The sequence below is a fragment of the Acidimicrobiales bacterium genome, from assembly GCA_035533595.1.
Lineage (GTDB): Bacteria > Actinomycetota > Acidimicrobiia > Acidimicrobiales > Bog-793 > DATLTN01.
In genome coordinates this window covers 1-17047 of the sequence record DATLTN010000049.1, presented here as the reverse complement: position 1 = coordinate 17047, position 17047 = coordinate 1, and the positions used below count along the sequence as shown (strand labels likewise).

The window sequence follows — 17047 nt, the reverse complement described above, 5'->3', positions numbered from 1 at the left end:
GTGCCCACGTGAGACAATCGCGACAACCAGAAAGCAAAGAGGAAACGCTGTGTCCGTAAAACTCCGCCTCATGCGGGTCGGAAAGAAGAAGCAACCGAGCTACCGGATCGTCGCCTCCGACAGTCACTCACCTCGTGACGGACGGTTCATCGAGATCGTGGGCACCTACGCGCCGCGCGCGGAGCCTTCGGTGATCAACCTCGACAACGACAAGGCCCTCTCCTGGCTGGAGAAGGGCGCGCAGCCGACCGAGACCGTGCGCAAGCTCCTCGAGATCTCCGGGGCCTGGGCGACCTTCAGCGCCGCCCACCCGAAGGCCTCGGTGGTCACGAAGAAGGGGACGCCCGCGAAGACGGCCGCCCCCAAGGCTGAGGCGGCCAAGGCCGAGGCCCCGAAGGTCCCGGCCGCAGCTGCTCCCGCCGCGAAGGCGACCCCCATCTCCGAGGAGCCGAGCGCCGACGAGGTTGTCGCCGAGGTCGCTGCCGACGAGGTTGTCGCCGACGAGGCAGCCGCAGAGTCCGCGGACGCCGAAGCATGAGCGAGCCCTTTCAGCCCCCCGACCTCCCCGAGGCGTCGATCGACGACGATGACGACGACGAGGCCTTCGACGAGGAGGACTTCGTCGAGGAGGACTTCGTCGAGGAGGCTGCCGAGCCGGCCGAGGACGTCAACCGCGTCACCGGCGGCACCGCGCAGGCGGTGCTCGAGCACGTCGCCCGCTCGATCGTCGAGGAGCCCGAGGCCGTCGTCATCGAGGCGAGCGAGTCCCGTGGCCAGACCCGGCTCTCGCTGCACGTCGCGCCCGGCGACATGGGCCGCGTGATCGGCAAGCGCGGACGGGTCGCGCAGGCGATCCGCGCCGTCGTGCGCGCCGCCGCGGCGCGTGACGGCGCCGACGCGTCCGTCGACATCGTCGACTGACCGGGCGCCGATGGCGCTGCTCGAAGTCGGGAGGATCGTCCGTCCTCACGGCCTGCGCGGTGAGGTCGTGGTCTCCCTCGTGACGAATCGTCCCGACCGCCTGGATGCCGGCTCGCTGCTCACGGCGTCAGTGCCCGGGGAGGCAGCACGCACCCTCGAGGTGCTCACCGCGCGTCCCCATCAGGGCCGCTACCTCGTCTGCTTCGCGGGCATCGACGACCACGACGCGGCCGAGGCGCTGCGCGGCCTCGTGCTGAGCGCAGAGGCGGTCGAGGACCCCGACGTCCTCTTCGTGCACGACCTCATCGGCGCGGAGCTCGTCGACCAGCTGGGCGTGAGCCACGGCCCGGTGCGCTCCATCGAGGCGAACCCGGCGAGTGATCTTCTCGTCGTCGACGACGGCTACGTGCCGGTGCGGTTCGTGACCGGCCTCGCGGAGGGGAAGGTGACGGTGGAGGTTCCCGAGGGCCTCTTCGGGTGAGCGGCGGGGGCGCGCAGCGCCGGATCGCGCTGCTGTCGATCTTCCCCGAGGCCCTCGCCCATTACCTCGAGGTCGGGATCCTCGGCAGGGCGCGACGCGAGGGGCTGCTCGAGGTCGCCGTGCACGACCTGCGCGCCGGTGCCACCGACGCTCGGCGCAGCGTCGACGACGCACCCTTCGGAGGCGGGGCGGGGATGGTGCTCGCTCCCGCTCCGCTGTTCGCCGCGGTCGAGCTCTTCGCGCCGCCGCGGCCGCTCTTCCTCCTCTCCGCGGGGGGCGAGCGCTTCGACCAGGCCCGCGCCCTCGAGCTCTCGCGACTCGAGGGGGGCTTCTCCCTCCTCTGCGGCCGCTACGAGGGGGTCGACGAGCGGGTCGTCACCGGCCTCGTCGACGGGGAGCTGTCGATCGGCGACTACGTGCTCGCGGGGGGCGAGCTCGCTGCGCTTGTCGTCGTCGAGGCGGTCTGCCGGCTGATCCCGGGGGCCCTCGGCAACGAGTCCTCGGTCGAGGACGAGAGCTTCACGACCGGCTTGCTCGAGTACCCGCAGTACACGAGGCCGGCGGAGTTCCGGGGTGCGCAGGTCCCCGAGGTGCTCCTCTCCGGAGACCACGGTCGGGTCGCCCGCTGGCGGCGTGCCGCGGCGCTGGCGCGCACGGCGGCCCGTCGCCCCGACCTCATCGCCCGCCGGGGCGGCCTCAGCGGGGACGAGGCGCGGCTGCTCTCCGAGCACGGCTATCCTCTACCGACCGCGGACGACGAGGCGGAGACGCCCGTCACCGCAGTGGAGCCCCCCGAGGAGACTGACCGGCAATGAACCCCACCGACCTCGTCGACCGCGCGACCCTGCGCGACGACGTCCCCCCCTTCCGCCCTGGGGACACCGTGAAGGTGCACGTTCGCGTGGTGGAGGGGACCCGCGAGCGCATCCAGATCTTCCAGGGCGCCGTCATCCGCCGTCAGGGCTCGGGGGCGCGTGAGACCTTCAGCGTCCGCAAGGTGAGCTTCGGCGTCGGCGTGGAGCGCACCTTCCCGGTGCACTCCCCGATCATCGCCCAGATCGAGCGGATCACCGAGGGCGACGTGCGGCGCGCCAAGCTCTACTACCTGCGCGACCGGGTGGGCCGCGCCGCCAAGATCAAAGAGCGTCGCGTCGCTCGCTGAGCGAGGTCGCCCATGAGCGCCGAAGAGGAGCTCGACCAGTTCGAGGCGGAGATCGAGCTCGCGCTGTACCAGGAGTACCGGGCTGTGCTCCCGATGTTCAAGTTCGTCGTCGAGACCGAGCGACGCTTCTATCTGGCGAACGACGTCAAGGTCACGCCGCACGAAGGGGCGGGCACGACCTATTTCGAGGTCGAGCTCGGCGACGCCTGGGTCTGGGACATGTACCGCCCGGCGCGCTTTGTCTCCTCGGTGAACGTCGTCACGGTGCGCGACGTGAACGTCGAGGCGCTGCCGGAGAAGGATCTCTAGCGCTGTACGGGGTCGGTCGAGACCACGCCTGCGTCGGCGACGTGCTCGCTCCAGTACTTGCCGTCGAAGTAGCGGAACTCGTGGCGGCGCAGGACGTCGGGGTACCAGCCGAACAGCGCCGTCGTGCCGTCGGCGGTCCGCGGTGACGCGAGCCCTGCCGCCGGGTTGATCGGCAGCTCATCGGGGATCTCGGCAACCGCTTCTCTGCGAACGGGGAGGTCGACGCGCCCGACCGTGGCCCGCTCGCCGTGCTCGGCGGCGGGCGGGCTGGGCGCCGGCCGCGTCGTCACGCCGGCGAAGAACTCGACGAGGATGCCGAGCGGGCCGGTCGCGAGGCAGATCAGCGCCCAGACGATCGAGGGGAAGTTCCAGGGCGTGACACCCCGCTGGAGCTGGTGCCGGACCGAGATCCGGTAGCCCGAGGGCGCGCATGCGAGCCAGATCGCGACGAACAGAAAGGCGTTGCTCATCGGCCCCTCCGTCGCTAATGACATGGCGCGATGCTACTGGCGTGTGGCCGCGGGGTGCGCGGGCGCCCTGCGCGGGTGCTCAGCGACCAGCTCTGCGGCCCCGTCGGTCCCAGCAGGCGAGGTGCCAGTGGCGGCGCTCGGAGGGCGTCGACAGCGGCACGACGACCACGTGGCCGGTGCCGGCGAAGATCTCCTGGTTGCAGCCCGGGCAGCGGTACTCCTTCTCCGCTGCGTAGGGCTGGATCCGCCGGACCTCGGCGAGCTCGCCGGTGAGGGGGTCCTCGACGAAGTTGCCGAGGCCGGGTCCTTCGCTCACGCCACGGTGTCGACGGACCGGGGCGGTGTCCCCGTCACGGGTCCACCTCGCCGAGGAGCTCGCGGTAACAGAGCGCGGCCTTCTCGCTCTCGGGCCCCGGTGCCGCGAGCTCCCGCCTGCCGAGACAGGCGAGCGGTTGGACGCCGCGGATCGTCGAGGTGAGAAAGGCCTCGGTGACCCTCGGCGAGTCGAGCTCGGCCATCGGGACGTCCGCCTCGTGTCCCGCGATCCGCTCGAGGACGAGCGCGCGGGTGACCCCGGCGAGACAGCCCGAGGAGAGCGGCGGGGTGACGAGCTCGCCTTCGTGGACGACGAAGATGTTCGAGCCCGTCCCCTCGCAGAGCATTCCGGCGGTGTTGGCGAAGAGGGCCTCGTCGGCGCCCTCCTCGGCGGCGCGGGCGAGCGCGAGGGCGTTCTCCGCGTACGAGGTGGTCTTTAGGCCGGTGAGAGCGCCGTGCTCGTTGCGCGTCCAGGGCACGATCGCGGCGCGGCCGAGGTGGTCCTCGTCCTCGACCTCGCTGCAGGCGACGACGAGCGTGGGCGGCCCGGGGATCCTCCCCGAGCCGAGGGGTCCGAGGCCGGCGGTCACCGTGATGCGGATGCGCCCGAGGAGGTAGTCGACCGAGCCGACCACGGCCGCCACCGCCGCGGCGACCTCCTCGCTCGGCGGAGGAGAGATCCCGAGGCCCGTCGCAGAGCGCTCGAGGCGTTGCAGGTGGCGCGTGAGGGCGAAGGGCGCGCCGTTGTGGAGGAGGACCGTCTCGAAGACGCCGTCGCCGACGACGAGGCCGTGGTCGAAGACCGAGATGCGGGCGTCCTCCTCGGCGAGGAGGGCGCCGTTCACGTAGGCGAGTGGCATCCGCCGATCGTACCGAGGTGCGTCACGAGGCGGCCCGTCGCGCTCGCCCGTCAGATCGCCGGCGCGGTCTCCGGGCTGCCGGTGGCGGCGCGCGCCGCGGCGAAGCCGAGCTCCTCGCGGACGACGGCTAGGTCGTCGCGGCTCGTGAGCCCGATGCAGCGACTCGTCGTCGTCGTCACCTGGACCTCGTCCTCGGCGCTCGCGACCACCTTGCCGACCACGTCGGGGAGGAGCAGCTCGCGCGCCGCCGTCTCGAGGTCGAAGTGCTCGAGGGCGGTGCCGAGGTGCTCGAGCATCCGGGGGTGGAAGCCCCACAGGTTCATCGAGGTGAGCTCGTCGCCGGCGAGGACCTTCGGTGCGAGCTCCTCGAGGTGCCGCGCCGCGTGCGGGTCGTTGCTCGGGAGTGGCCGGCAGTCGAACTGGCCGTCCTCCCGCAGCGAGACGACGTGCTCCGCGATCGCGGTGAGGCGCTGGTCCTCGTCCACCTCACACAGGCCGCGGGTGAGCGGACGGTTGTTGAGCACCGTGTGGGAGAGGCCGTAGGCGACGAGCACGTGGCGCTGCGCGTCCGAAGGTGCCTCCGAGACGCCGTCTGGCTCGAAGTGGCCCATGAGCGCCCCGATCGCGTGGTCCCCGTAGAGGTCGTCGGCGTTCGCGACGCCGAAGGGCCCGTGGATCGCCGGTCGCGCCGCGTAGACCGCCTGGGCGGTGCCGGGGACCGGCGGCTGGCAGACGAGCTCGACGGGGAGCTCAGAAGGCCAGCAGCGGCGGATGTGCGAGGCGATCTCCTCGCGGATCTCCTCGCGGACGATCACCACGACGGACTCGTAGCCGCAGCGGTAGGCGGCGGCGACGGTGTAGTCCATGATCACCTCGCCGTTCGGCCCCACCGCGGCGAGCTGCTTCAGCCCGCCGAAGCGCTGACCGCGGCCCGCGGCGAGGACGACGAGCTGCATGTGCTCGATCCTAGGTTCGCGGCCATGGTCAACCCGTGGTCATTCCGTGGGGCGACTATTAGCGATTTGTTAGGAAAACTTGCGCGTCCGGCGACAATTCCGTTCGTTTGCCGCCCTGGTGATCAGCGCCCCATCAGCTGTGCGAGCACGCGGTAACTGATCGCCACGGCTGTCCCGCCGACCACCGTGAGCGCCCCCTCGGCGAGCAGCTCTGCCTCGCGGACCCGCTCCGCCCAGTCCGGTGCCGCGTAGCGCAGCGCCGGCGAGTCGAGCGCCGGCCGGAGGTAGACCTCGGTCACCCCTTCGGGGAGCCCTGCGACTGCGGCCCGGATCTCGGCGACGGTCGTCCCGAGGGCGCTCATCGCGACCGCGCGGTCGGGCGAGACGATCCCGCGCTCGTGGGCGAGCTCGCGGAAGGGGAAGCCGAGGCGGCGCTCGGCGTCGGGGCCGGGGAGGCGGACGGGCAGGTGATACTCCTCGGCGAGGTCGAGATAGACGTCGAAGAACTCGGGCTTCAGCTCGACGCCGCCGAGGTGGGCGTCGAGGTGGTCGACGCCGATGCCCCAGAGCACCGCCCGCTCCAGCTGCGCGCGCCACTCCCGACGCACCTCATCGAGGTCGGCGTGCTCCCAGACGTCGTCGACGGTCCGCGGGAAGGCACCGTCGCCGTCGAGCAGGCTCGGGGAGTGGGTGATCGGACCCCACCGGTAGAGGTCGAGCTCGGCGTTCAGCACGAGGTGGACCCCGACCGCCTCACCCCGGTACTCCGCGGCGGCGGCGCGCGCCCAGGGGCCCGGGACCATCAGCGAGGCGGAGGTGGCCGCACCGCTGCGCAGCGCGCCGTAGATAGCGGTGTTCGCCTCGTGGCTGAAGCCGAGGTCGTCACAGGAGACGACGAGGGCCCGGGTGCCGGGCGCGAGGCCGAGGCGTTCGACGAGCGCTGCCATGGCGAGGCTCCGGCGCGGGATCAGCGGCCGAGGCGGCTTTGCATCGCGGCGTCCCGCTCACCGACCTCGGCGGCGAGGCGCGCCTGGAAGTCGCGGATCCTCGCGCGCAGCTCGGGGTCGCCGACGCCGAGGATGCGCACCGCGAGGAGGCCGGCGTTGCGGGCGTTGTCGATCGCGACCGCGGCGACGGGGATGCCGCGCGGCATCTGCACGATCGACAGCAGCGAGTCGAGGCCGTCGAGCGCCTTCAGCGCGATCGGCACCCCGATGACCGGCAGCGGGGTCACCGCGGCGAGGACCCCCGGCAGGTGCGCGGCGCCGCCCGCGCCGGCGACGATCACCTCGATGCCGGCGTCCGCGGCACCGCGCGCGTAGGCGAGGGTGGCGTCCGGGCTCCGGTGGGCCGAGAAGACGTGCATCTCCCAGGCGATGCCAAACTCGTCGAGTGCCTCCGCGGCGGCGCGCATCACGCCCTCGTCGGAGTCGCTTCCCATGACGATCGCGACGCTCATGCCGCCTCCTGCTGGTGTCGGACGTGGGTCCGCATCGTAGGCAGGATCAGCGCCGCCGCCCGAGGGGAACGAGCCACTTGCCGAGCTTGCCGAGGGCGACGCCGACCGCGACCCCGGCGGCGACGTCGGAGGCGTGGTGGATCCGCACATAGACGCGCGACAGCGCGACGACCCCTGCCGTCGCGAGGTAGAGGGGTGCGAGACCGTCGGCCTCGGAGAGCATCGTCGCGCCGCAGAAGGCTGCGGTCGCGTGGCCCGAGGGGAAGCTCGACGAGAGCGGCTGGCGGAGGGGGAGGGGATGGTCGAAGGCCTGGACAGGGCGCCCGCGACCGACGAAGGACTTCAGGATCGCGTTCACGAGGACGGACTCGACCCCGGTCGCGACCACGGTCCGGATCGCGGCCCGCTCGTTCAGCCGTCCGCCGCGCAGCGCGCGCAGCAGCGCGTAGACGACCCAGATGAGGCCGAAGTCGCCGACCGCGGACGCGGTGTAAAACACTCGGTCGGCAGCCCGGTTGCCCCGCAGCGGGGCGATCAGGGCCTCGACGCGATCATCGAAGACGGTCACCAGGCGGCGGAGCACCGCCGAACGTTAGCCAGGCCTCAGGCCGAGGCAGCCGCGTAGGCGGGGCAGAAGTCCTGAAAGGCGCAGTAGTTGCACAACGGGGACGGGTTGGGGCGGAAGTCGTCCGCCGTGCAGGCGCGCTCGATCGCCGTCCACACCGCCCGCGCCCGCTGGGTGAGGCCGCGCATCGACTGGTCCGTCGGTGATTCGACCACCACGACCTGGTCCTTCAGGTACATGAGGCGGACCTCGCTCGGGCGGATGCCGAGGGTCTGCTCACAGAGGAAGGCGTAGAACTGCACGCCGACGAGTCGCGAGCGGGACTGCTCGGGGCGCGGCGAGCGGCCCGTCTTGTAGTCGACGACTACGAAGCGGCCGTCGGCCAGGCGGTCGAGGCGGTCGATGATCCCGCGCAGCTCGATGCCCTCGAAGTTCGCGCGCAGGTCGAGCTCGAGGCCGACCGGTTGCACCCCCGTCGGGTCCTCGAGGGCGAAGTAGTGCTCGAGGAGCACCCCGGCCTCGCGGTGGAAGGCCGCGAGATCGGTGGCGCCGAGCTCGAGGCCCTCGATCTCCTCGCCGAGCTCGCCGGTGGCGCGTGCGAGGGCCGAAGAGGCGGCGACCATCGTCCGCTCCGAGGAGCGCTCCTCGAACAGCAGCTGGAGGGCACGGTGGAGGAGGGTGCCGCGCAGTTGGTAGATCGAGGGCGGTTCGGGAAGGTGTTCGATGTAGGAGTAACGGAAGGCCAGGGGGCAGCTCACGAACCGTCCGAGCTTCGAGGGCGTGAGCGTGCTCGGCAGGGTGAGGGTCATCGGGGCCGAGGTTAGGACTCGGGTGTCTCAAAGACGGTGATCACCGAGGCGGCGACCGCACCGGGATCGTCGAGCGGGCCGAGATGGCCGAGGCGCTCGAGGCGGAGCAGATCGCCGTTCGCGACGGTGGAGGCGACGAGCGAGGAGCCGGCCACGCCGATCCCCCTGCTGTCGCCGCCGAAGGCGACCGTCACCGGGCAGTGCACCGCTGCCAGCTCGGCGGTGACGTCGGCCTCGTAGCCGGCGCGGTAGACGGCCGCCTCGAACTCCGGTGCGCAGGCGAGCTCGACGCCTCCGCCGGGGTGCTCGCGGAGACCGCCCTCGACGTAGGCGGTGAGCACCTCCGGGTCGAGGCCGGAGAGGGGCGGGCGCTTGCCGAGGTAGGCGAGTGCGTCAAGCGTGCTGTCAAAGCGCGCCCGTCGACGCGCGGCGCCGGCGAAGGCTCCCGGCAGCTTCTCCTCGGCGCGCTGCGCGTCGGTGAGGGCGATGGGCTCGTAGCAGTAGAGGCGGGCGAAGCGCTCGGGGCGGGCAGCGGCGGCGAGGAGCAGGGCGGTTCCTCCCGCCGAGTGCCCGAAGCCGTGGAGGGGCCCGGGGAGGTGGGCCTCGAGCCAGTCCAGGGCTGCGAGCACGTCGTCGCCGATCGATCGCCATTCGAAGGTCGCTGCATCACCGCGCGACGCGGCGCCATGGCCACGCAGGTCGAGGCCGACCACCCGCTTGCCCTCCATCCGTCGTGCGAGTGGTGCCAGCGCGGCGGCGTTGAAGCTCGTCGCGTGGACAACGACGATGCCCGGCTCGCCGTCGCCCGCGAGCTCGTGCAGCGCGATCTGCCCGCCGCCCGCGGCGTCGAGGAGGGTCGGCATCCCGGCGACGCTATCGGCGCGACCGTGGGACCGGTGGACGGCCCCGAGGGCGCCGATCGAGTACAACATTCGCCATGGAGCACTTCCTCTTGAGCGCGGGCTACGGCGCGCTGGTCCTCCTCGCCTTCGTCGAGGCGTGCTGCATCCCGATCCCCTCGGAGATCACCTTCGGCTACGCCGGCGTGCTCGTCGCGGAGCACCACCTCGAGCTCGGCCTCGTGATCGTGCTCGGGACCCTCGCAGAGCTCGCCGGCTCGTACGTCGCGTACACGATCGGACGACAAGGTGGACGCCCGCTCGTCGAGCGCGCCGGCCGCTTCGCCCTCGTCACCGCGAAGGACCTCGACCGCGCCGAGCGCTGGCTGTCGGGGCGCGGTGAGTTCGCCGTCGCGCTCGGCCGCGCACTCCCGGTGGTGCGTGCCTTCGTCTCGCTCGTCGCCGGTATCGCCCGCATGCCGCGGCTGCGCTTCCTCGTCTTCAGCCTCATCGGCACGCTCGTCTACGTCACCGTGCTCACAGTGATCGGCGACGCCGTCGGAAAGACGTGGCACCGGGTGGCGCACGGCTTCTCGCTGGCGGGCTACGTCGTCGTCGCGCTCGTCGTGGTCGCGATCGCCGTCTACGTGCGCCACCGCCTCCGCGAGGTGCGGCGCGAGCGGCTGGCCGAGGCCAAGGGCGCCTAAGCGGTTACCTGCCCCGCGGCGGCGGCACCCGAGGGGATGAAGGTCTCGGCGAGCAGCTCGTAGGAGCGCAGCCTCGCCGCGTGGTCGTGGATCACGGTGACGATCACGATCTCCTCGGCACCGTAGGCAGCCGCCAGCGTCTCCAGCCGCTCGCGGACCACGCCGGGCGAGCCGACGATGAGCTTCTGTCGCGACTGCTCGATGAAGCTCCGGTCGGTGGGCGAGTAGGGAAAGGCGCGCGCCGAGGCGACGCTCGGGACGGGGCCGCGCTCGTTGTAGCGGCGGGAGCGGAGGCGCCAGAGGTCGGCACTCGTGGCGAGCTCGTCGGCCTCGGCGTCGCTCTCCGCGCAGATCACGCCGACGGCGAAGGTCGCCTGCGGCTCGTCCTCGGGCCACGCTTCGGTGAAGCGCGCCCGGTAGTGCTCGACGGCGGCGGGCCCGCCCTCGTCGCTGATGAAGTGCGCGAAGCACAGGCCCATGCCGTAGTGACCGGCGACGGCTGCGGAGTAGCCGCTCGAGCTCAGCAGCCAGATCGGCGGGTTGCCCTCGGGGAGGGGGGTCGCGGCCAGCCGCGCGAAGGGGTGCTGCTCGGGGAAGCGGCCACCGAACCAGGCGACGAGCTCGGCGAGCTGCTCGAGGAAGTCGTCCCCGGCGGGGTGCTCGCGATTGCGCTGCAGCGCGATCGAGGTGAGCGGCTCGCCCCCCGGCGCCCGCCCGAGGCCGAGGTCGATGCGGCCGGGGTGCAGCGACTCGAGGAGGTGGAACTGCTCGGCCACCTTGAGGGGGCTGTAGTGGGAGAGCATCACGCCACCGGAGCCGACGCGGATCGACGTCGTGTGCGCGGCGACGTGCGCGATGAGGATCTCGGGGGCGCTGCCCGCGAGGCCGAGGGTGCCGTGGTGCTCGGCCAGCCAGTAACGGCGGTAGCCGAGGCGCTCGGTGAGCTGCGCGAGCTCCACGGTGTTCGCGAGGACCTCGCTTGCCGAGGAGCCCTCGGGCATCGGCGACTGGTCAAGGACGCTGAGGGCGTTGATCGTCATCGGAAGGAGCCGCTGAGCGCGCTCAGACCTCGTGGTGGTTCGCCATCTCGCTCACGAGGTGGTCGACGATCATCGACATCTTCAAAAGGAGCGAGCTCAGCTGCGCGAACTCCTCGAGGATCAGCCCCTCCAGCTCGCCGAGGTCCATCCCCTGGTCCGAGTTGTAGCCCTCGAAGGCGCGGATGAGCGGCGCCGTCCTCGTGAAGTGGTCCTCGAACTCCTGGGAGAGGCTCATGGTCGTTCTTTCTCGGTGCTTCCGTCAGTCCTTCGCGACGCAGATGACCTCGAGTTGCACCAGCATCGTGCCGGCGAGCTCGAGGTTCATCGCGTGACGGGCGGGCCGGCTCGCCTCGTCGGGGAACATCTTCAGCCACTCCTCGTTGATCGCGCCGCGCAGCGAGTTGTCGCCGAGCAGCACAGTCATGCGGATCACGTCCTCGGGGGTGACGCCCGCCGCGTCGAGGAACTTGCGCAGGTTGGCGAAGGCGTATTTGACCTGGTCGGGACCGCTCTCCGCGACCTTCTCCGTCGCCGGGTCGGTGCCCATGATCCCGGACGAGTACACGATGTTGTCGATCCGGCAGCCCATCGGGATCGGCGCGCCGTGTGCCGCGCCCTCGATGTCGATCGAACGCCGTCTCGTGTCGGCCACCGTGTGCTCCCTTCCCCGGTCCTTGCCGCACGCTACCGGAGCCCTGCTGCCCCGACCAGGCGAGGGGCGTCTAGGCGAGACGGAGCAGCAGGTCGCCGGCCTGCACGGAGGCGACCTGGGCGATCGCGAGGTGGGCGACCTCGCCCGGCACGGTGGCGGTGATCGCAGCCTCCATCTTCATCGCCTCGATGGTCGCCACCACGTCGCCCGCCTCCACGTAGTCGTCCTTGGTGACGCGCAGCGTCACGACCCCGGTGAAGGGTGCGCCGATCTGGCGTTCGTCGGAGGGGTCGGCGCGCTCGGCGACGGGGGCGTCGCCGGCGAGGGTCCGGTCGCGCACCGAGATCGGCCGGTACTGGCCGTTCAGCAGGCAGACGACGGTGCGCATCCCGTGCTCGTCGGCGTGGCCGATCGCCTCCAGCGCATAGATCAGCTGCACCCCCGGCTCGAGCTCGACGTTGAGCTCCTCGTGCTGGGTGAGGCCGTAGAAAAAGGCGCTGGAGGGGAGGACCGAGAGGTCGCCGTAGCGGTCGAAGGCCTCCTCGTACTCGCCCGCCGGCCCCGGGAACAAGAGCCGGTTGAGGGTCTCGCGTCGCTCCGGCCCGTCGAGCGCGGCCGCCTCCTCCTCGCTCACCGTGCTCTCGAGGAGGAGCGGCTCACGACCCTCGAGGGCGCGGCTGCGGAAGGGCTCGGGGAAGCCGTTGGCCGGGGTGCCGAGCTCGCCGGCGAGGAAGCGCAGCACGCTGTCGGGGAGGTCGAAGCGCTCCGGCTCGGCGGCGAACTCCGCGGCGTCGGCCCCGCTCGCCGCGAGCTGCAGGGCGAGGTCCCCGACGACCTTGCTCGTCGGGGTGACCTTCACGATGTTGCCGAGGATCGCGTTCGCCTGCGCGTAGCGCAGCTCGACCTCCTCGAAGCGGTCCCCGAGGCCGACGGCGGCCGCCTGCTGGCGGAGGTTGGAGAGCTGGCCGCCGGGGATCTCGTGGAGGTAGACGCGCCCGGTCGGGCCGGGGAGGCCGGACTCGAAGGGGGCGTAGAGGCGCCGCAGCTCCTCCCAGTAGGGCTCGAGCGAGGTGAGGGAGGCGAGCGAGAGGCTGCCCGCCCGCTCGGTCGAGTCGAGCGCGGCGGCGATCGCCGAGAGCGAGGGCTGGCTGGTGGTGCCCGCCATCGGCGCGCTCGCGCCGTCGATCGCGTCCACGCCGGCCTCGGTCGCCGCGAGGTAGGTGGCGAGCTGCCCGCCGGCGGTGTCGTGGGTGTGCAGGTGGAGCGGGAGGTCGAATCGCTCCCTGAGCGCCCCGACGAGGGTGCGCGCCGCGGGGGGGCGGAGGAGGCCCGCCATGTCCTTCACGCAGAGGATGTGCACGCCCGCGGCGACGAGCTGCTCGGCGATGGTCAGGTAGTAGTCGAGGGTGTAGGTGCGCTCCTCGGCGCTCGACAGGTTGCCCGTGTAGCAGAGCGTGCCCTCGGCGAGCGCCCCGGCCGCGAGCACCGCGTCGATCGCCGGACGCATCTGGCCGACGTCGTTCAGTGCGTCGAAGATGCGGAACAGGTCGACGCCGGTGCGCGCCGCCTCGGCGACGAAGCGCTCGGTGACGACCTCGGGGTAGGGGGTGTAGCCGACGGTGTTGCGGCCGCGCAGCAGCATCTGCAGGCAGATGTTGGGGACCGCGGCGCGTAGCGCCTCGAGGCGCTGCCAGGGGTCCTCGTGGAGGAAGCGCAGGGCGACGTCGTAGGTGGCGCCGCCCCAGGCCTCGATGCTCAAGAGCTCGGGCGTGAGGCGGGCGAGGTAGGGGGCGACCGCGAGGAGGTCAGCGCTGCGCACCCGCGTCGCGAGCAGCGACTGGTGCGCGTCGCGAAAGGTCGTGTCGGTGACCGCGACCGCCGTCTCGTCGCGCAGCCAGCTGGCGAAGCCCGCCGGGCCGAGGCGCTGCAGCCGCTCCCGCGAAGCGGGCGGCGCGGCGAGCGAGAGGTCGCACGCAGGGAGCTTCGCGAGCGGGTCGAAGGGGCCGGGCGCGACGCCGTTCGGGTGGTTCACGGTGACGTCGGCGAGGTAGGCGAGGAGCCGCGAGCCGCGGTCGGTGCCGGTGCGGGCGAGCAGCAGCTCGGGCTTCTCCTCGAGGAGCGCCGTCGTCGCGTTGCCGGCGCGGAAGTCGGGGTCGTCGAGGACGGCCTGCAGGAAGGCGATGTTGGTGGTGACGCCGCGGATCCGGAACTCGGTGACGGCCCGTCGCTGGCGGTTGACGGCCTCGTTCCAGGTCCTGCCGCGGGCGGTGACCTTCACGAGCAGCGAGTCGAAGTAGGGGAGGACCTCGGCACCCGTCGCCACGGTCCCGCCGTCGAGGCGGATCCCCGCGCCCCCCGCCGAGCGGTACCCGGAGATGCGCCCCGAGTCGGGGCGGAAGTCGTTCGCCGGGTCCTCGGTGGTGATCCGGCACTGCAGGGCGGCCCCCGAGACGCGGATCGACTCCTGGGAGAGCCCGAGCTCCGCGAGCGAGGCGCCGCCCGCGATCTGGAACTGTGCCTGCACGAGGTCGACCCCGGTGACCTCCTCGGTCACGGTGTGCTCGACCTGGATGCGGGGGTTCATCTCGATGAAGACGTGGCTGGCGTCCTCGCCGACGAGGAACTCGACCGTGCCCGCGTTCGCGTAGCCGATCGTCCTCGCGAAGCGCACCGCGTCCGCGCACAGCTCGGCGCGCACCGCGGGGTCGAGGTTCTGGGCGGGGGCGACCTCGATCACCTTTTGGTGGCGGCGCTGCACCGAGCAGTCGCGCTCGAAGAGGTGGATGACCTCGCCGCTCGCGTCCGCGAGCACCTGCACCTCGATGTGGCGGGGGCGGGCCACCGCCTGCTCGAGAAAGACACGCGGGTCCCCGAAGGCCGAGGCGGCCTCGCGCATCGCGGCCTCGATCGCGGCGCCCAGCGCCGCGGGCTCCTCGACGCGCCGCAGCCCCCGCCCGCCCCCGCCCGCGGTGGCCTTCACGAAGAGCGGGAAGCCGACCGCCGGTGCCGCCGCGACGAGCTCGCCGACCTCGGTCGCGGCCGGCGTGGAGCGCAGCGTCGGGATCCCCGCGGCGCGCGCCGCGGCGAGCGCCTGGACCTTGTTGCCGGCGAGGCGCAGCACCTGCGGGGAGGGGCCGACGAAGGTGATGCCACGCGCCGCACAGGCCTCGGCGAGGGCCGGGTTCTCCGAGAGGAAGCCGTAGCCGGGGTAGACGGCGTCGACGCCGGCGCGCATGGCGGCGTCGACGATCGCCTCGACGTCGAGATAGGCGGCGACGGGACGGCCGAGCTCGCCGATCTGGTAGGCCTCGTCCGCCTTCTGGCGGTGCAGCGAGTTGCGGTCCTCGTAGGGGTAGACGGCGACCGAGCGCAGGCCGAGCTCGTAGGCCGCGCGAAAGGCGCGGATGGCGATCTCGCCCCGGTTCGCGACGAGCACCTTGGTGATCATCTGGACTGCCGCCCTCGTCTCGTCTCTCGCCGGTGGACCGGCTCGGCTCTCTGGAGGTGCTGCGGTGTCGCTCGCGGGCGGGCGAGAACGCCCGTCACCGCCCGTGATCGGCTGCGTCGCTGCACCCTGGGTCGCAGTAGATTGCCGATTATGCTCCGATTTCTCACTGCCGGGGAATCCCACGGCCAGTCGCTCGTGGTCACCATCGACGGCCTCCCGGCGGGGCTCCCGATCACCATCGAGGAGATCGACGGCGAGCTCGGTCGCCGTCGCCTCGGCTACGGGCGTGGCCCGCGGATGCGCTTCGAGAAGGACGAGATCCGCCTCCTCGCCGGCATCCGCCACGGGCGCACGCTCGGCTCGCCGATCGCGGTCGAGATCGGGAACACCGAGTGGCCGAAGTGGACCGAGGAGATGTCACCCTTCCCGGGCGCCCCCTCCAAGCTCGAGACCCGCCCCCGCCCCGGCCACGCGGACCTCGCCGGCATGCAGAAGTACGGCTTCAACGACGCCCGCGACGTCCTCGAGCGGGCCTCGGCGCGTGAGACCGCGGCGCGCGTCGTGGCCGGGACCTTCGCGAAGGCCCTGCTGGCGCGCATCGGCGTCGATGTGATCAGCCACATCGTCCAGATCGGCGAGGCGCGCGCCCCCGAGGGCGTCCGACCTCTGCCCGGCGACCTCGCGGCTGTCGACGAGTCCGAGGTGCGCTGCTTCGACCCCGCGACGGCCGAGGCGATGGTCGCCGAGATCAAGGCCGCGATGAAGGTCGGCGACTCGCTCGGCGGCATCGCCGAGGTGCTCGCCTACGGCGTCCCCGTCGGCCTCGGGAGCCACGTCCAGTGGGACCGCAAGATCGATGGCCTCCTCGCCCAGGCGCTGATGAGCATCCACGCGATCAAAGGCGTCGAGCTCGGTGACGGCTTCGACCTCGCCCGCCGCCGCGGCTCGGAGGCGCACGACGCGATCTTCTGGGACGGGGAGGGCTACGTGCGCGAGACGGCCCGCGCCGGGGGCACCGAGGGGGGCATCACCACCGGCGGGCTGATCGTCGCGCGCGCCGCGATGAAGCCCCTCGCCACGCTCAACCGCCCGGTGCTGCACACTGTCGACGTCGAGACCAAAGAGGACGCGCTCTCCTTCCGGGAGCGGACCGACGCCGTCGCCGTCCCCGCGATGGGCGTCGTCGCCGAGACGATGGTCGCCCTCGTCCTTGCAGGCGAGGCGCTCGTGAAGTTCGGCGGAGACTCCCTGAGCGAGTTCCTGCGCAACCACGACGCCTACCTGAAGGCGCTCGCGGAGACCCCCTCGGCGGTCGCGCCGCGGCCGACCCCGGCCGGCTGACCGCCGTCGGGGCGGGACCTCCCCGGCGGCACCACCGCACCGGCGGAGTTTCACGTTGACGGGGGGACCGCTCCCGTGTGAAGGTTCTGAACTGAGCGCCTTGGCGGTCGGCACCGAATGGTCCACCGCAGTGGTCAGGGTCGCAGTGCGAGATCAGAGATAGGGGAGGATCCATGTACAACGGCGTCAAGGTCTACGACGTCCACAGTCACGTCTCCGTGCCGGCGTCTTCGAACGCCTTCGTCGCGAGCCTGATGGCGTCGAACACGGTGATGAAGAGCCCGCTCTCCCAGGGAGGACGGGGTCAGGCCACCGAGGAGGAGTTCCGCGCCGCTGCGGCCCGTCACCTTGCCTACATGGACGACCGGGACATCGACGTCCAGATCATCGGCCCGCGACCGTTCATGCAGCTCGGCTGGATGTCCCCGCACCTCATCCCGGCGTGGGCGCGCTACGTGAACGACACGATCCACCAGCAGATCACCTTCAACCCCGACCGCTTCCTCGGCGCGGTGATGCTCCCGCAGGACTCCGACGCCGCGGACATCAGCCACGTGCTGCCCGAGCTCGACCGCTGCGTGAACGAGTACAACTTCGTCGCCGCCTACCTCTCGCCGGACCCGAAGGGCCTGCGCACCACCCCGGGCGTCAACGAGCCGTACTGGTACCCGCTCTACGAGCGCTGCAGCGAGCTCAACCTGCCGATCATCGTG

At 71.9% G+C, this 17047-nt stretch carries 22 protein-coding genes; 9 read left to right on the top strand and 13 right to left on the bottom strand.

The genetic code is table 11. The features are described from left to right. Positions 1 to 49 precede the first annotated feature (49 nt). Genes rpsP through VNF07_09195 form a run of 6 tightly spaced genes read left to right on the top strand, consistent with a single transcriptional unit; the run spans position 50 to position 2873 of the window. A complete protein-coding gene (gene rpsP, locus VNF07_09220) occupies positions 50 to 538 on the top strand; it encodes a 30S ribosomal protein S16 (protein HVB06406.1) in 489 nt (162 codons plus the stop codon). Beyond that, positions 535 to 921, top strand: a complete 387-nt coding sequence (locus tag VNF07_09215; GenBank protein HVB06405.1) for a KH domain-containing protein — start codon at positions 535 to 537, stop codon at positions 919 to 921. The genes rpsP and VNF07_09215 overlap by 4 nt, the downstream gene beginning before the upstream one ends. Before the next feature lie 10 nt (positions 922 to 931). Then, positions 932 to 1402, top strand: a complete 471-nt coding sequence (gene rimM, locus VNF07_09210) for a ribosome maturation factor RimM (GenBank protein HVB06404.1) — start codon at positions 932 to 934, stop codon at positions 1400 to 1402. Then, a complete protein-coding gene (gene trmD, locus VNF07_09205) occupies positions 1399 to 2217 on the top strand; it encodes a tRNA (guanosine(37)-N1)-methyltransferase TrmD (GenBank protein HVB06403.1) in 819 nt (272 codons plus the stop codon). The genes rimM and trmD overlap by 4 nt, the downstream gene beginning before the upstream one ends. Continuing rightward, positions 2214 to 2564: a 50S ribosomal protein L19 gene (rplS, locus tag VNF07_09200; protein HVB06402.1), complete on the top strand. Its 351-nt coding sequence runs from the start codon at positions 2214 to 2216 to the stop codon at positions 2562 to 2564. The genes trmD and rplS overlap by 4 nt, the downstream gene beginning before the upstream one ends. A 12-nt stretch (positions 2565 to 2576) precedes the next feature. After that, positions 2577 to 2873 carry a DUF2469 family protein gene (locus VNF07_09195; protein HVB06401.1) on the top strand — a complete coding sequence of 99 codons (297 nt, stop codon included), beginning with the start codon at positions 2577 to 2579 and terminating at the stop codon, positions 2871 to 2873. Here VNF07_09195 and VNF07_09190 read toward each other — a convergent pair. From VNF07_09190 to VNF07_09150, 9 genes are all read right to left on the bottom strand, one after another. Further along, positions 2870 to 3343, bottom strand: coding sequence for a DUF2510 domain-containing protein (locus VNF07_09190; GenBank protein ID HVB06400.1), 474 nt, complete (start codon positions 3341 to 3343; stop codon positions 2870 to 2872). The two genes, VNF07_09195 and VNF07_09190, sit on opposite strands and share 4 nt — an antisense overlap. 79 nt (positions 3344 to 3422) lie before the next feature. After that, the gene (locus VNF07_09185) at positions 3423 to 3659 is read right to left on the bottom strand and encodes a hypothetical protein (protein HVB06399.1); all 237 of its coding nucleotides are present in this window, start codon (positions 3657 to 3659) and stop codon (positions 3423 to 3425) included. 34 nt (positions 3660 to 3693) lie between these two features. Next, entirely contained in the window at positions 3694 to 4518 is an 825-nt protein-coding gene (locus tag VNF07_09180) for an aminotransferase class IV (GenBank protein ID HVB06398.1), read from the bottom strand. A gap of 50 nt (positions 4519 to 4568) precedes the next feature. Then, positions 4569 to 5474 (bottom strand): NTP transferase domain-containing protein, encoded by a 906-nt coding sequence (locus VNF07_09175; GenBank protein HVB06397.1) that lies wholly within the window; start codon positions 5472 to 5474, stop codon positions 4569 to 4571. 122 nt (positions 5475 to 5596) lie between these two features. Beyond that, positions 5597 to 6421 carry a ChbG/HpnK family deacetylase gene (locus VNF07_09170; protein ID HVB06396.1) on the bottom strand — a complete coding sequence of 275 codons (825 nt, stop codon included), beginning with the start codon at positions 6419 to 6421 and terminating at the stop codon, positions 5597 to 5599. Between the two features lie 20 nt (positions 6422 to 6441). Beyond that, the gene (gene purE, locus VNF07_09165) at positions 6442 to 6933 is read right to left on the bottom strand and encodes a 5-(carboxyamino)imidazole ribonucleotide mutase (protein ID HVB06395.1); all 492 of its coding nucleotides are present in this window, start codon (positions 6931 to 6933) and stop codon (positions 6442 to 6444) included. Between the two features lie 46 nt (positions 6934 to 6979). Then, the gene (locus tag VNF07_09160) at positions 6980 to 7516 is read right to left on the bottom strand and encodes a phosphatase PAP2 family protein (GenBank protein ID HVB06394.1); all 537 of its coding nucleotides are present in this window, start codon (positions 7514 to 7516) and stop codon (positions 6980 to 6982) included. A gap of 20 nt (positions 7517 to 7536) precedes the next feature. Beyond that, positions 7537 to 8307, bottom strand: coding sequence for a PD-(D/E)XK nuclease family protein (locus VNF07_09155; GenBank protein ID HVB06393.1), 771 nt, complete (start codon positions 8305 to 8307; stop codon positions 7537 to 7539). A gap of 11 nt (positions 8308 to 8318) precedes the next feature. Beyond that, positions 8319 to 9170, bottom strand: a complete 852-nt coding sequence (locus VNF07_09150) for an alpha/beta hydrolase (GenBank protein HVB06392.1) — start codon at positions 9168 to 9170, stop codon at positions 8319 to 8321. A 74-nt stretch (positions 9171 to 9244) separates the two neighbouring features. On the opposite strand from VNF07_09150, the gene VNF07_09145 reads away from it, so the two are divergent. Then, positions 9245 to 9853, top strand: a complete 609-nt coding sequence (locus tag VNF07_09145) for a DedA family protein (GenBank protein ID HVB06391.1) — start codon at positions 9245 to 9247, stop codon at positions 9851 to 9853. On the opposite strand, the gene VNF07_09140 is transcribed toward VNF07_09145, so the two are convergent. The 4 genes from VNF07_09140 to VNF07_09125 all read right to left on the bottom strand — a co-directional run bounded on the left by VNF07_09140 (position 9850) and on the right by VNF07_09125 (position 14993). Further along, the gene (locus tag VNF07_09140) at positions 9850 to 10893 is read right to left on the bottom strand and encodes an LLM class flavin-dependent oxidoreductase (GenBank protein HVB06390.1); all 1044 of its coding nucleotides are present in this window, start codon (positions 10891 to 10893) and stop codon (positions 9850 to 9852) included. The two genes, VNF07_09145 and VNF07_09140, sit on opposite strands and share 4 nt — an antisense overlap. Positions 10894 to 10915: 22 nt before the next feature. Beyond that, positions 10916 to 11128, bottom strand: coding sequence for a hypothetical protein (locus VNF07_09135; GenBank protein ID HVB06389.1), 213 nt, complete (start codon positions 11126 to 11128; stop codon positions 10916 to 10918). 24 nt (positions 11129 to 11152) lie between these two features. Next, positions 11153 to 11545 carry a RidA family protein gene (locus tag VNF07_09130; GenBank protein ID HVB06388.1) on the bottom strand — a complete coding sequence of 131 codons (393 nt, stop codon included), beginning with the start codon at positions 11543 to 11545 and terminating at the stop codon, positions 11153 to 11155. A 70-nt stretch (positions 11546 to 11615) separates the two neighbouring features. Beyond that, positions 11616 to 14993, bottom strand: coding sequence for a pyruvate carboxylase (locus tag VNF07_09125; protein HVB06387.1), 3378 nt, complete (start codon positions 14991 to 14993; stop codon positions 11616 to 11618). Between the two features lie 150 nt (positions 14994 to 15143). Here VNF07_09125 and aroC point away from each other — a divergent pair, with 150 nt between their 5' ends. Beyond that, positions 15144 to 16334, top strand: a complete 1191-nt coding sequence (gene aroC / locus VNF07_09120; protein ID HVB06386.1) for a chorismate synthase — start codon at positions 15144 to 15146, stop codon at positions 16332 to 16334. Positions 16335 to 16507: 173 nt separating this feature from the next. After that, on the top strand, positions 16508 to 17047 hold a 540-nt coding region (locus tag VNF07_09115; protein HVB06385.1), incomplete at its 3' end, for an amidohydrolase family protein.

What these genes read in the sequence shown, in the direction of transcription:
- VNF07_09175 (HVB06397.1), bottom strand. Translation starts at nt 5,474, where the DNA reads ATGCAGCTCGTCGTCCTCGCCGCGGGCCGCGGTCAGCGCTTCGGCGGG.
- VNF07_09140 (HVB06390.1), bottom strand. Translation starts at nt 10,893, where the DNA reads ATGACGATCAACGCCCTCAGCGTCCTTGACCAGTCGCCGATGCCCGAG.
- rimM (HVB06404.1), top strand. Translation starts at nt 932, where the DNA reads ATGGCGCTGCTCGAAGTCGGGAGGATCGTCCGTCCTCACGGCCTGCGC.
- aroC (HVB06386.1), top strand. Translation starts at nt 15,144, where the DNA reads ATGCTCCGATTTCTCACTGCCGGGGAATCCCACGGCCAGTCGCTCGTG.
- VNF07_09180 (HVB06398.1), bottom strand. Translation starts at nt 4,518, where the DNA reads ATGCCACTCGCCTACGTGAACGGCGCCCTCCTCGCCGAGGAGGACGCC.
- purE (HVB06395.1), bottom strand. Translation starts at nt 6,933, where the DNA reads ATGAGCGTCGCGATCGTCATGGGAAGCGACTCCGACGAGGGCGTGATG.
- VNF07_09190 (HVB06400.1), bottom strand. Translation starts at nt 3,343, where the DNA reads ATGAGCAACGCCTTTCTGTTCGTCGCGATCTGGCTCGCATGCGCGCCC.
- VNF07_09155 (HVB06393.1), bottom strand. Translation starts at nt 8,307, where the DNA reads ATGACCCTCACCCTGCCGAGCACGCTCACGCCCTCGAAGCTCGGACGG.
- VNF07_09195 (HVB06401.1), top strand. Translation starts at nt 2,577, where the DNA reads ATGAGCGCCGAAGAGGAGCTCGACCAGTTCGAGGCGGAGATCGAGCTC.
- VNF07_09215 (HVB06405.1), top strand. Translation starts at nt 535, where the DNA reads ATGAGCGAGCCCTTTCAGCCCCCCGACCTCCCCGAGGCGTCGATCGAC.
- rplS (HVB06402.1), top strand. Translation starts at nt 2,214, where the DNA reads ATGAACCCCACCGACCTCGTCGACCGCGCGACCCTGCGCGACGACGTC.
- VNF07_09170 (HVB06396.1), bottom strand. Translation starts at nt 6,421, where the DNA reads ATGGCAGCGCTCGTCGAACGCCTCGGCCTCGCGCCCGGCACCCGGGCC.
- VNF07_09135 (HVB06389.1), bottom strand. Translation starts at nt 11,128, where the DNA reads ATGAGCCTCTCCCAGGAGTTCGAGGACCACTTCACGAGGACGGCGCCG.
- VNF07_09125 (HVB06387.1), bottom strand. Translation starts at nt 14,993, where the DNA reads ATGATCACCAAGGTGCTCGTCGCGAACCGGGGCGAGATCGCCATCCGC.
- VNF07_09145 (HVB06391.1), top strand. Translation starts at nt 9,245, where the DNA reads ATGGAGCACTTCCTCTTGAGCGCGGGCTACGGCGCGCTGGTCCTCCTC.
- VNF07_09150 (HVB06392.1), bottom strand. Translation starts at nt 9,170, where the DNA reads ATGCCGACCCTCCTCGACGCCGCGGGCGGCGGGCAGATCGCGCTGCAC.